The sequence below is a fragment of the Sphingomonas sp. CCH9-F2 genome (assembly GCF_001556735.1).
GTDB lineage: Bacteria > Pseudomonadota > Alphaproteobacteria > Sphingomonadales > Sphingomonadaceae > Sphingomonas > Sphingomonas ginsenosidimutans.
This window is the reverse complement of record NZ_LSJO01000089.1, coordinates 1-12,270: the sequence shown is the minus strand read 5'-3', so window position 1 is coordinate 12,270 and position 12,270 is coordinate 1. Positions and strand designations below refer to the sequence as shown.

Genomic DNA, 12,270 nt, shown 5'->3' with positions numbered 1-12,270 from the left:
ATTACAACCGCCGCTGCTCGAACGGCACGACCGGTACCATCGTCGGCGCGATCGCCGGCGGCCTGCTGGGCCGCGCGATCGACACCCGCGGCGACCGGACACTCGGCACGGTGCTGGGCGGCGTCGGCGGCGCGGTGGCGGGCAACGCCGTCGAGAAGTCGAACAATCCGCGTTACTGCCGCTGACGCCCGCGGGCGGCGGGACATCCCCCGCCGCCACGCGACGTCGCCGTGACGCACCCCCGACAGTTCAGTTTCCTCGCGTAGCGTATCGAGGACGCAGGCCCGGTACCGGAAGGTGCCGGGCCTGTTGTACGCTGGGCGGATGGGACGCGAATGTTGTCAATGTTGAGACGCTCGCGGTCCTTTCGCTTTCGGCGCCGGGAAACATGGAACCGCATCCAAGAGGTATCGCAGGACGTGCCGGTGTAGGACAGGCGCGATCAGCGGCGTTCGAGCAGCAGTGTCTGGATCGCGCGGCCGAAGTAGCCGCGACGGTCGGCCAGCCGGGTCATCGCCAGCGCGATGCCGTCGCCGCCCGGCCAGGTTTCCGCATCGGAGAAGATCCACTCCCCCTCCGGCGCGCGCGCCAGGCTGACCGTCAGGTCGGCGTTCAGGAACGTCCAGTCCGCGAAGGGCAGAACCGGGGCGATGCCGTTGGAGAAATCGGCGACCGTCATCGCGCGTTCCAGCGGGGCGAGCGCGCGCCCCGCGACCAGCGCGCGGTGCTGGCGGAACCACATCCGCCCCGGCCCCAGTTCGCCGAACCCGCCGCGCACGCGGCGCATCTCGAAATTGCTGGCGAAGCCCACCGCGCCGCCGATCCCCAGACCGCCCGGCGCGACGTCGTCGGGCAGCACGTCGGGCAACGGCGGGCGCGCGGCGTCGGGCACGTCGGTGTCGGCGGTGCGCAGCCGCAGGACGGTGGCGCGCGTCACCTCGGTTCCCTCCGCCAGCAATCGCACCTGCACCAGTTGCAGCTTGCGCCCCTCCCGCAGGATTTCGACCTCGGTATCGAGGTGCGCGACCGGGACGGGGCGCAGCAATTCCACGGTAACGCGCGCGATCCGCATCGGGGCCAGCGTCGGCACGCCTTCCGCGACATGCGCGACCAGGGCGCTGGGCGCCCCGCCGTGTTGCATCTGCGGGTGCCACGGGCCGGCGGCATGGGTGGTCGCGCGATAGCCCGTGCCGTCAGGTTGGAAGATCGCGTCGTCGTTCATGACCGTCTCCGCTTTCGGGCCACGACGCGGCGAAGCCGCGTCGTCGGACGGGTTCGGCATGGCCGACCCGCCGGCCGTGACGGGCGCTGCGGGGCGGCTTTGCCGCCGCGCATCGGCCCCGCGCGGCGCAGCGCGCGGGCCTGCGCCCGTCAGTACATATGCTGCCCGCCGTTGATGCTGAGCGTCGATCCGGTGACGAAGCCGGCTTCCTCCGAACACAGGAAGGCGACGCCGCGCGCGATCTCCTGCGCCTGGCCCAGCCGGCCGACGGGGATCTTGGCGACGATCTTCTCCAGCACTTCCGGCGGCACGGCGGCGACCATGTCGGTGTCGATATAGCCCGGCGCGATCGCATTGACGGTGACGCCCAGCTTCGCGCCTTCCTGCGACAGCGCCTTGGTGAAGCCGTGGATGCCGCTTTTCGCGGCGGCGTAATTGACCTGGCCGTACTGGCCGGCCTGGCCGTTGATCGACCCGATGTTGACGATGCGGCCCCATTTGCGCTCGCGCATCCCCGGGAACACCGCCTTGGCCATGTTGAAGCAACCGCCAAGGTTGGTGTCCATGACCTCCTTCCACATCTGGTAGGTCATCTTCAGGATGGTACCGTCGCGGGTGATGCCGGCGTTGTTGACCAGCACGTCCACCGGCCCCAGTTCGGCGGCGACGCGCGCCGCGCCGTCCTGGCACGCATCATAATCGCCGACGTCCCACTTATAGGCGGCGATGCCGGTCCGCTGGGTGAAATCGCGCGCGCGCTCGTCATTGCCGGCATAATTGGCGGCGACGGTCATCCCGGCATCGCGCAGTGCGACACTGATCGCCTCACCGATGCCGCGCGTTCCTCCGGTCACGATCGCTACACGCGTCATTCGGCTACTCCCTCTCCTGAACGCGATCAGGCTAGAGGGGCGCGCGCCACCCTTCAAGCTCCCGCGCCAGGATCGTTCGTAACATATCAATGCCGGTCGGCGTGTCGTTGAGGCACGGCAGATAGGCGAAATGCGTGCCGCCCGCCGCGACGAAGCTTTCGCGGCCGCGGATCGCCAGTTCCTCCAGCGTCTCCAGGCAATCGGCGGAGAAACCCGGCGCGACGATCGCGACCTTGCGCACCCCCTGCGCCGGCAGTGCCTCCAGCGTGGCGTCGGTCGCCGGTTCCAGCCACTTCGCGCGCCCGAAGCGCGACTGGAACGCCACCGTCAGCGGACGTCCGAGCCGCTCACCCAGCAGCCGCGCGGTCTTGCGGCAATGGCAGTGATAGGGGTCGCCCAGTTCCAGCGTGCGCTGCGGCATGCCGTGGAAGCTTGCGAGGATCGTATCGGGTTCGAAATCGAGCGCGGCGACCCCGGCGGCGACGCTGGTCGCCAGCGCCTCGATATAAGCCGGATCGTCGTGATACGGCGGCAGCGTGCGGATCGCGGGTTGCCAGCGCATCGCCGCCAGCGCGGCGAACGCCTTGTCATTGGCGGTCGCGGTGGTCGCCGCGCAATATTGCGGGTAGAGCGGCGCCAGCAGGATGCGCTCGCACCCCGCCTCCTTCAACGCGCGCAGCCGGTCGCCGATCGCGGGATTGCCGTAGCGCATCGCCCAGTCGACGGTCACGTCCGCACCGAACGCCTCCTTCAGCGCCAGCGCCTGCGCGCGCGTGACGGCGGCGAGCGGCGAGCCGGCCTCGCTCCACACCTGCGCATAGGCGTGGGCGGATTTCTTCGGCCGGGTGTTGAGGATGATGCCGCGCAGGATCGGCTGCCACGCCAGCTGCGGGATTTCCACGACGCGGCGGTCCGACAGGAATTCGGCGAGATAGCGTTTGACCGAACGCGCATCGGGCGCGTCGGGGGTGCCCAGGTTGATGAGGAGGACGCCGATGCGCGGGCGCGCGACGGGGGGATGGCCGGCGGGGATCATGGGGCACTCCTGACGGGCAGCCGGCGGCGCCGCTCTCCGGTGGCGGCGCGCAGGGCATTGGCGATGGCGGGGGCGACCGCGGGCATGCCCAGGTCGCTCACCCCACCGGGATCGCCCGACGAGGCGATCAGTTCCACGGTGATCTCCGGCGCGGTGGCGAGGATGGGCAGCGCCAGGTCGCCGTACATCCGCCGCGTCGCCAGCCCGTCGCGATACGATGCGGCGGTACCGGCTGCCAGCGCGGTGCCGAACACCAGCCCGCCCTCGATCTGCTGACGCACGACATCGGGGTTGATCGCGCGCCCGGCATCGACTGCGGCGACCACGCGGTCGACGACGATGCGCGCGCCCTCCTCGACATGCGCCTCCGCCAGTACCGCGATCGCGCTGCCGGCCATGACATGGCAGGAGATCCCCTGCCCGCTGCCGTCGACGCCGCCGCCCCAGCCGCCCAGCGCCGAGGCGGTGGTCAGGCAACGCGCCAGCCGCGGGTCGCCGCCCAGCATCCCGATGCGATAGGACATCGGCTCGCTACCCGCGGCGCGCGCCAATTCGTCGATGAAACATTCGGTGAAGAAGGCAGTGTACCCGTCCGCCCCGCCGCGCAGATGCCCGGTCGGCAGGTCGATCGCCACGGGGTGGTGGTCGACCGCAAAGGCGGGCAGGCGATAGGGCGGGATCGCGCCCGACATGGCGTAAAGGTCCGCGCCTGCCGGCAGCAGCCCGGACAGGCGGCGCAGCGTGCTGCCGGGCATCAGCCGCGCGGCCAGCTCGCGCCCGGTCGACGCGACCGCGATCTGCGCGTGCCAGCCCAGGATCGCGCCATTGGCGGCCAGCCGCGCGCGCATCCGCGCCTTGGCCGGCGCGCGGACGCGATCGTTCAGCAATGCTTCCCCGCGCGACCACATCAGCTGCACCGGGCGGCGCAGTTTCTGCGCCAGCACCGCCGCCTGCGCCGCGACATCGACCTCCAGCGCGGCGCCGAACGATCCGCCGGCCTGCATCGCGTGCAGCACCACCTTGTCCGCCGACACGCCAATCGCCGCGGCCGCGGCGTCGCGCGCCAGCGACGGCGCCTGTGTCGCGATCCACAATTCCAGCCGGCCGTTGAGCCATTGCGCGGTGGCGGCCGGGGTTTCCACCGCGGCGTGGAGCGCGGGGGCGACGGTGTATTCGGCCTCCACCAGCTTCGCGTCGCGGAACACCGCGTCGACATCGCCCACGCCCGCCAGCCGGTGCCCGTCGCCCGCCAGCGCCGCATCCAGCGCGCGCGCGATCGCGGCGTCATCGGGCAGCGCGCCGTCGGTGGCGAAGCGCGGCGCCAGCGCGTCGAGCGCGCGGTTCGCCGCCCACCAGGTGACGCCCGCCGCCGCGACCCAATGATCGGTCTCGACGATCCCCGCCACGCCCGCCACGCGTTCCGCCGCGGCGCGGTTCACCGACAGCAGCCGGGAACGCGGGCGCGGCCCCTGACGGATGCTGGCGAACACCATGTCGGGCAGGCGGATGTCGGCGACGAAATTGGCCGATCCGTCGGTCTTGGCGGGGGCGTCGAGCCGCGGCAGCGGCTGGCCCGACAGCCGCCCTTCCTCACCGATACGCAGCGGCAGTTCGTCGGGCAGCGCCTCCTTCGCGGCGGCCTCCGCCAGCTCGCCGAAGCGCAGCTTGCGCGCGCCGTTCACCACGAAGCCGCCGGCGGTGTCGCATTCCTCCCAATCGGCGTCCCAGCGCCGCGACGCCGCCTTGCACAACAGCACGCGCGCCGCCGCGCCGGCCTGCCGCATCGGCTCCTCGAAGCGGCGCACGCTGGTCGAGGCGGCGGTCAGCATCAGCGCGTCGCGCGTCCACACCTCGTCGCGCACTGCAGGAGGCACAGGCGACAGCGCGGTGCCGAACAGCGCGTCGGCGGCCAGCGGATTGGCGTAGAGCGGGCTGATCGGCGCGGCCTCCACCCCGACGGCGCGCCAGTCGGCGCCCAGTTCGTCGGCGACGATCTGCGCCAGAACCGACCAGGCGCCCTGCCCGTGCTCGGTCTGCGGCACCGCGACGATCACCTGCCCGTCGCGCCCGATCTTCAGATAGGCGCCGAACACCGTCTCCCCCGGCGCGGCGGGCAGCGCGGGCAGATAGGCGCGCGGCCACACCGCCCAGCCGACCAGCAACCCCGCACCGACGCCGCCGGAAACAAGCAGGGAGCGTCGGGTCAGTGCGGCCATGCGCTATCGCGTAGCGGGCGCACGAGCGGCGGGGAAGGCGGAAAACCCGATCGGAACGATCGCGGTTACACCGACTCCGCGCCGACGCGCTCGCGATAGGTCTTGCGCAGCGTGACCTTGTCGATCTTCTCGGTGCCCAGCCGCGGCAGCGGATCGGGGGCGATCCAGATGCGGCTGGGCACCTTGAACGCGGCGATATGCTGCGCCAGGAACGCGGTCAGATCCTCCGCCTCGACCGCGCCGGGGCTGGCGAGATGGACGACCGCGCCGGGCACCTCGCCATAGCGTTCGTCGGGCAGACCGAACACCGCGGCCTCGGCCACCTCCGGATGCTCGTACAGTGCGGCCTCGACCTCCTGGCAGCTGATATTCTCGCCGCCGCGAATGATGATGTCCTTTTTGCGATCGACGATGAACAGATAGCCCGCCTCATCCAGATACCCGAGGTCGCCGGTGCGGAAATAGCCGTCCGCGGTGAAGGCCGCGGCAGTCGCGTCGGGACGGCCCCAATATTCCTGGAAGCACGCGACCGAGCGGATGCACACCTCGCCCGACTGCCCCTGCGGCACCGGGCGACCGTCATCGTCGAGGATCGCCAGATCGACCAGCGGCGGCGAGGCGCGGCCCGCCGAATTGGGCTTGGCCAGGTAGTTGCCGCGCCAGTTGCCGGTGCCGACGCCGTTGGTCTCGGTCAGGCCGTAGCCGATCAGCGGCGCCCCCTCCATCTCGGCGTCGATCCGCTTGACGTGCTCGACCGGGCGCGGCGCGCCGCCCGCGGCGATGTCGGTGACGGTCGACAGGTCGTAGTTCGCGCGATTGGGATGCGTCAGCATCTCGAAGCTCATCAACGGCACGCCGACGAAATAGGTCACCTTCTCCTTCTCGATCAGGCGCATCGCCTCCTCGGCATCCCATTTGGGCATCAGCACCAGCTTGCGCCCGATCGCCATGCTCTGCAGGAACACCGGCACCTCGGCGGTGACGTGGAACAGCGGCACGTTGAGCAGCGTCGCGGGCTGGAGCGTGCTGGTCACGCCGTCCTGAGTCGACAGCCCCAGCATCATCAGCGCCGACGCCAGATAGTTGAAGATGCCCTGCACCACCTGGAAATGCGTCGACAGCGCGCCCTTGCTCTGCCCGGTCGAGCCGGAGGTGAACAGGATCGTGGCGTGATCCGCTCCGTCGATCGCGGGCAGGTCACCGCCCTTCGCGCGGGCGAACACCGGGTCGAGCGCCACCTGTAGCGGCTGGAGATCGTCGAACGTCTCGACCGCTACATCCTCCAACCCGGGGATTGCCGCCAGCCGGCGCGCGCGCGGCGGATCGGCGAACACCAACGTCACGCCGACGTCGCGGATCGCGGCCTCGAACTCCTCGGACTGCCACCAGCCGTTGAGCAGGGTCGCCACCCCGCCGGCCATCAGGATCCCCATGTACAGCACGATCCACGACGGCGAATTGCGCGCCGCGATGCCGATCCGCTGCCCCTTCGTCACGGCATAGCCGTCGACCAGCGCATGGGCGACGCGGGTGGCGGCGTCATACACATGGCCGAAGGTCAGCCGTTCGTCCCCGGCGACAAGGAATTCGGTGTCGCGATGCTGCGCGCAGAAATGCGCGAAATATCCGGTCAGCGTCGGCGGTGCGGCGGCGATATACGGCAACGTCCGTCCGAACCGCTCCACCTGCCCCAGCGCCAACTGACCGCCCTCGCCCGTCAGTGCCGCCATCATGGCGTCCATCCGCTGGTCCAGTTCGGTGCGCATCGCTCTCTCCGCTTGGGTTTGTTCTCCGGTCCCATTATGGAGGCCGCGATCAGAAGGGGAAAGCCTTGATCCTGCCCATGCTCGCCGCCGCGGCCTCCGCCGCCGGTCCCATCCGTTTCGCCGATCTCGGCCTGCACCCCGACGTGTTCACGATCGGTTTCTTCACGCTGCGCTGGTACAGCCTGGCCTATATCGCCGGGATCGTCGTCGGCTGGTGGTATCTGCTGAAGCTGCTGGCACAGCCGGGCGCGCCGATGGCGCGGCGCCATGCCGACGACCTGGTGTTCTACGCCACATTGGGGATCATCCTGGGCGGGCGGATCGGCTATGTCGTCTTCTACGCACCCGAAATGCTGCTGCGCCCGCTGTCGATCCTGCGCCTGTGGGACGGCGGCATGTCGTTCCACGGCGGGGTCATCGGCACGTCGCTGGGCATCATCTGGTTCGCGCGCAAGAACGGCCTCCACTGGCTGCGCATCCACGACTACGTCGCCTGCGTGGTGCCGTTCGGGCTGTTCTTCGGCCGGCTCGCCAATTTCGTGAACGGCGAATTGTGGGGCAAGCCCGCGACGGTGCCGTGGGCGATCGTGTTCGAGAATACCGTCCCCTACGGCATCCCCGAGCCGGCGCGCCACCCCAGCCAGCTGTACGAGGCGGGGCTGGAGGGCATCGCGCTGTTCGCGCTGCTGTGGTTTTTCTTCTGGCGCACCAACGCGCGTTACCAGCCGGGGCGGCTGACCGGTATCTTCCTGATCGGCTACGGCATCGCGCGCTTCACGGTCGAATTCTTCCGCGAGCCGGACCGCCAACTGGTGGAATTCGCGCGCGTCACCGGGCTGCACATGGGCCAGTGGCTGTGCGTGCCGATGATCCTGGGCGGCGTCTATCTGGTCGTCACGTCGCGGGCGCGGCGCGTGCGGGTGGAGGCGACCGGCGGGCTGGACGCGGTGGCGTGAACGAGGAGCGCGTGAACGGGGCGCGCGTGAACGGGGGCCAGGACGCGCCTCCCGCCCCCGACGCACCGCTGCTGGCCGAGCGGCTGGCGCGCGCGATCACGTTGGGCGGGCCGATCCCGGTCAGCCAGTTCATGGCCGCGGCCAATGCGCATTACTATGCGACGCGCGATCCGCTGGGCGCGGGCGGCGACTTCACCACCGCGCCCGAGATCAGCCAGATGTTCGGCGAGCTGATCGGCGCCTGGGCCGCCGACCTGTGGGATCGTGCGGGGCGGCCGGCGGTCGCCTGGGTCGAGCTGGGTCCGGGGCGCGGGACGCTGACCGCCGACGCGCGGCGCGTGATGGCGCACGCCGGGCTAACCCCGCCGGTGCATCTGGTGGAAACCAGCCCGACGCTGCGCGCCGCGCAGGCTGCGCGCGTGCCGGGCGCGACATGGCACGATTCGCTGGCGACATTGCCGGAGGATGTCGCGCTGATCGTCGTCGCCAACGAATTCTTCGACGCGCTGCCGATCCGGCAGCTGGTGCGCGGCCGCGACGGCTGGCACGAGCGGCTGGTGGCGTGCCAGGACACGTTGTTCCTGCCAATCGCGAGCGCGCGGGTGCCCGACACGATCCTGCCGCCCGATCTGGCGGCGGCGGCGCCCGGCGCGATCATCGAGACGTCGCCCGCCAGCGTCGCGGTGATGGCGGACCTGTCGGCGCGGATCGTCGCGCAGGGCGGCACGGCGCTGGTGATCGACTATGGCTATGACGGGCCGGCGGTGGGCGAAACGTTGCAGGCGGTGCGCGGCCACGCCTTCGCCAATCCGTTCGAGGCGCCGGGCGAACAGGACCTGACCGCGCACGTCGACATGGCGACGCTGGGACTGGTCGCGACCGCGTCGGGCGCGAACCTGGCCGGGCCGGTCGGCCAGGGCGGGTTCCTGACCGCGCTGGGCATCGCGCAGCGCGCCGCCGCGCTCGGCCCCGCGGTCGCCGCCGATCACGCGCGGCTGGTCGAGGACATGGGCACGCTGTTCCGCGTCATCGCCGCCACCCATCCGCAATGGCCCCAACCCGCAGGTTTCGCATGACCGACCCGCTTCCCGCGCCCCCGCCTTCACTGCGCCCCGCCACCGTCGCCGATGCGCCCGCGATCGCGGCGCTGGCGCGAAAGACCTTCACGGACACGTTCGGGCATCTGTATTCGCCCGAGAACCTCGCCGCCTTCCTGTCGATCCACACGCCGGAGAACTGGGCGGCGGAGATCGCCGACCCGGCCTATTGCGTGCGGCTGGCAGAGGCGGACGGGCAGCCGGTCGCCTATATGAAGCTGGGGCCGCCGTCGCTGCCGTTCACCCCGCCCGCGGGCGCGATCGAGCTGCGGCAGATCTACGTCCTGCCCGCCTATCACGGCGGCGGACTGGCGCGCGCGATGCTGGCAACGGCGATCGCGGAAGCGCGGGCGCGCGGATGCACCGCGCTGTACCTGTCGGTGTTCACCGACAATCCGCGCGCGCGGCGCTTCTATGCGCGCGAAGGGTTCGTCGAGGTCGGCCCCTATGCGTTCATGGTCGGCGACCATGCGGACGAGGATATCGTGATGAGGCTGGACCTGTGAGCGCGACCGGCCCCGAGGTGCTACGCGCCCGCGTGCTGGGCGACCTGCCGCACGGCTTCCTGGGGCGGCGCGGGGGCGCATCGACGGGCATCCATGCCGGGCTGAACGTCGGGCTGGGATCGGACGACGATGCCGATATCGTCCGCGCCAATCGCGCCGCGGCGCTGGCGGCGGTGCGGCCGGGCGCGGCATTGCTGACCCCCTATCAGGTCCATTCCGCCGATTGCGTCACCGTCACCGCGCCGTTCGAGGGCGAGCGGCCGCGCGCCGATGCGCTGGTCACCGACCGGCCGGGGCTGGCGATCGGCATCATCACCGCCGATTGCGCGCCGGTGCTGCTGGCGGACCGCGAGGCGGGCGTCGTCAGCGCCGCGCACGCCGGGTGGAAGGGCGCGATCGGCGGCGTCACCGATGCGACGATCGCCGCGATGGAGGCGCTGGGCGCGCGGCGCGAGCGGATCGCAGCGGCGGTCGGCCCATGCATCGCGCGCGCCAGCTACGAGGTGGACGCGGCGTTCCGCCGCCGCTTCGAGGAAGCCGACGCCGCCAACGACCGCTTCTTCGCGGATGCCGCGCGCCCCGGCCATGCGCAATTCGACCTGGAGGGCTATGTCGTCCACCGCCTCGCCAGCGCCGGGGTGACGCGGATCGAGGCGCTGGGCATGGACACCTATGCCGACGAAGCGCGCTTCTTCAGCTATCGCCGTGCCACGCACCGCGGCGAGCCGGGGTACGGACGGCAGATATCGATCATCGCGACGGCGTGACGCCGCCCGTCACAGCACGAACCGGCTGAGATCGGCGTTGCGCGCGACGCTGGCCAGCTGCTTGTCGACATAGGCGGCGTCGACCACCAGCGCCTGGCCGGCGCGATCCTCGGCATCGAAGCTGACTTCCTCCAGCAGCTTTTCCATCACCGTCTGAAGGCGGCGGGCGCCGATATTCTCGATCTCGCCGTTCACCTCCGCCGCGATCCGCGCGATCGCGCGGATGCCGTCGTCGGTGAAGCTCACCTCGACGCCCTCGGTCGCGATCAGCGCCTTGTACTGCGCGGGCAGCGACGCCTTGGTATCGGACAGGATCGCGACGAAATCGTCCTCGGTCAGCCCCTTCAGCTCAACGCGGATTGGCAATCGGCCCTGAAGCTCGGGCAAGAGGTCGCTCGGCTTGGCGACGTGGAACGCGCCGCTGGCGATGAACAGGATATGGTCGGTCTTCATCGGGCCGTATTTGGTCGCAACGGTCGTCCCCTCGATCAGCGGCAGCAGGTCGCGCTGCACCCCCTCGCGGCTGACCGAGCCGCCGCGCACGTCGCTGACCGCGATCTTGTCGATCTCGTCGAGGAAGACGATGCCGTTCGCCTCGGCATCCTGCAACGCGACGCGGCTGACCTCGTCCTGGTCGAGGCGCTTGTCGGCTTCCTCCTCGACCAGCTTCTCCCACGCGGCGGGGACCAGCAGCTTGCGGCGCTGCTTCGGGCCGCCGCCGAACGCCTTGCCCATCATCTCCGACAGGTTGATCATGCCGACCGATCCGGCCCCGCCGGGCAGCTCGAACGGCATCTGCGGCGCCTGTTGCAGCTCCAGCTCGACTTCCTTGTCGGCCAGATGTCCCTCGGCGAACCGCTGGCGGAAGCTGTCGCGGGTCGCCTGGCTGGCGTCCTTGCCGACCAGCGCATCGAGCAGCCGGTCCATCGCCGCGGCCTCCGCCTTGTCCTTTACCGCGGCGCGGCGGCGTTCCTTTTCCAGCCGGACCGCCTCCTCGACCAGATCGCGCGCGATCTGTTCCACGTCGCGGCCGACATAGCCGACCTCGGTAAACTTGGTCGCCTCCACCTTCACGAACGGCGCGTCGGCCAGCTTGGCGAGGCGGCGGCTGATCTCGGTCTTGCCGCAGCCGGTCGGGCCGATCATCAGGATGTTCTTGGGCGTCACCTCATCGCGCAGGTCGGGGCTGAGCTTCTGCCGCCGCCAGCGGTTGCGCAACGCGACCGCGACCGCACGCTTGGCGTCCTTCTGCCCGATGATATGCGCGTCGAGCGCGGCGACGATCGCCTTGGGGGTCAAATTATCGTTCATGGTTTTTCAAAGCCTTGGTCGGCGAAGGTTGCGAATGTTGAGACGCTCGTCATCCCGGCGGAGGCCGGGATCTCGCGCCGCAAGCGCGCGCGTCCCAACCGGGAGGCCCGAGCCTGCGCTGGGACGACGGAAGGGTGTCAGGTGGCGCTCTCCAGCGTCTCGATCGTCAGCCGGTCGTTGGTGTAGACGCATACCTCCGCCGCGATCTTCATCGCCTTGCGGCACAAAACCTCGGCATCGTCCTCATATTCCACCAGCGCGCGTGCGGCGGCGAGCGCGTAATTGCCACCCGATCCGATCGCCGCGACACCCGCCTCCGGCTCCAGCACATCGCCGTTGCCGGTCAGGATCAGCGTCACGTCCCTGTCCGCGACGATCATCATCGCCTCCAGGTTGCGCAGATACTTGTCGGTGCGCCAGTCCTTGGCCAGCTCGACCGCGGCGCGCATCAGGTGTCCGCCGTGGCGCTCCAGCTTGGATTCCAGCCGCTCGAACAGCGTGAAGGCATCGGCGGGGGCGCC

At 70.5% G+C, this 12,270-nt stretch carries 12 protein-coding genes; 5 read left to right on the top strand and 7 right to left on the bottom strand.

Features of this window, described 5'->3' with window-relative positions; all coding sequences use genetic code 11:
• Positions 1 to 185: glycine zipper 2TM domain-containing protein (locus AX685_RS02600; RefSeq protein WP_156445624.1), on the top strand; the 185-nt coding region annotated here is incomplete at its 5' end.
• 257 nt (positions 186 to 442) lie between these two features.
• Here the strand turns inward: AX685_RS02600 and AX685_RS02595 are convergent.
• The 5 genes from AX685_RS02595 to AX685_RS02575 form a co-directional block, all read right to left on the bottom strand.
• Positions 443 to 1,222, bottom strand: coding sequence for a thioesterase family protein (locus AX685_RS02595; RefSeq protein WP_066485138.1), 780 nt, complete (start codon positions 1,220 to 1,222; stop codon positions 443 to 445).
• Between the two features lie 149 nt (positions 1,223 to 1,371).
• Positions 1,372 to 2,094 (bottom strand): acetoacetyl-CoA reductase, encoded by a 723-nt coding sequence (phbB, locus tag AX685_RS02590; protein ID WP_066485136.1) that lies wholly within the window; start codon positions 2,092 to 2,094, stop codon positions 1,372 to 1,374.
• A 31-nt stretch (positions 2,095 to 2,125) separates the two neighbouring features.
• Positions 2,126 to 3,130 (bottom strand): ferrochelatase, encoded by a 1,005-nt coding sequence (gene hemH, locus AX685_RS02585; protein ID WP_066485135.1) that lies wholly within the window; start codon positions 3,128 to 3,130, stop codon positions 2,126 to 2,128.
• Positions 3,127 to 5,346 (bottom strand): molybdopterin cofactor-binding domain-containing protein, encoded by a 2,220-nt coding sequence (locus AX685_RS02580; RefSeq protein ID WP_066485133.1) that lies wholly within the window; start codon positions 5,344 to 5,346, stop codon positions 3,127 to 3,129. The genes hemH and AX685_RS02580 overlap by 4 nt, the downstream gene beginning before the upstream one ends.
• A gap of 65 nt (positions 5,347 to 5,411) precedes the next feature.
• Positions 5,412 to 7,112, bottom strand: coding sequence for a class I adenylate-forming enzyme family protein (locus AX685_RS02575; RefSeq protein ID WP_066485130.1), 1,701 nt, complete (start codon positions 7,110 to 7,112; stop codon positions 5,412 to 5,414).
• Between the two features lie 65 nt (positions 7,113 to 7,177).
• On the opposite strand from AX685_RS02575, the gene lgt reads away from it, so the two are divergent.
• The 4 genes from lgt to pgeF are packed head-to-tail and all read left to right on the top strand — an operon-like array spanning position 7,178 to position 10,438.
• The gene (gene lgt, locus AX685_RS02570; RefSeq protein WP_082740460.1) at positions 7,178 to 8,068 is read left to right on the top strand and encodes a prolipoprotein diacylglyceryl transferase; all 891 of its coding nucleotides are present in this window, start codon (positions 7,178 to 7,180) and stop codon (positions 8,066 to 8,068) included.
• A gap of 11 nt (positions 8,069 to 8,079) precedes the next feature.
• Positions 8,080 to 9,144 (top strand): class I SAM-dependent methyltransferase, encoded by a 1,065-nt coding sequence (locus tag AX685_RS02565; RefSeq protein WP_443026244.1) that lies wholly within the window; start codon positions 8,080 to 8,082, stop codon positions 9,142 to 9,144.
• Positions 9,141 to 9,671 carry a GNAT family N-acetyltransferase gene (locus AX685_RS02560; RefSeq protein WP_066485121.1) on the top strand — a complete coding sequence of 177 codons (531 nt, stop codon included), beginning with the start codon at positions 9,141 to 9,143 and terminating at the stop codon, positions 9,669 to 9,671. The genes AX685_RS02565 and AX685_RS02560 overlap by 4 nt, the downstream gene beginning before the upstream one ends.
• The gene (gene pgeF, locus AX685_RS02555) at positions 9,668 to 10,438 is read left to right on the top strand and encodes a peptidoglycan editing factor PgeF (RefSeq protein WP_066485119.1); all 771 of its coding nucleotides are present in this window, start codon (positions 9,668 to 9,670) and stop codon (positions 10,436 to 10,438) included. Before AX685_RS02560 ends, pgeF begins: the two co-directional genes overlap by 4 nt.
• A gap of 9 nt (positions 10,439 to 10,447) precedes the next feature.
• Here the strand turns inward: pgeF and hslU are convergent, their stop codons facing one another.
• Together hslU and hslV are read right to left on the bottom strand one after the other, a co-directional pair.
• Positions 10,448 to 11,749 (bottom strand): ATP-dependent protease ATPase subunit HslU, encoded by a 1,302-nt coding sequence (gene hslU, locus AX685_RS02550; protein WP_066485116.1) that lies wholly within the window; start codon positions 11,747 to 11,749, stop codon positions 10,448 to 10,450.
• Between the two features lie 137 nt (positions 11,750 to 11,886).
• Positions 11,887 to 12,270 (bottom strand): ATP-dependent protease subunit HslV (gene hslV, locus AX685_RS02545; RefSeq protein ID WP_066485114.1); only part of this gene is annotated, 384 nt, incomplete at its 5' end.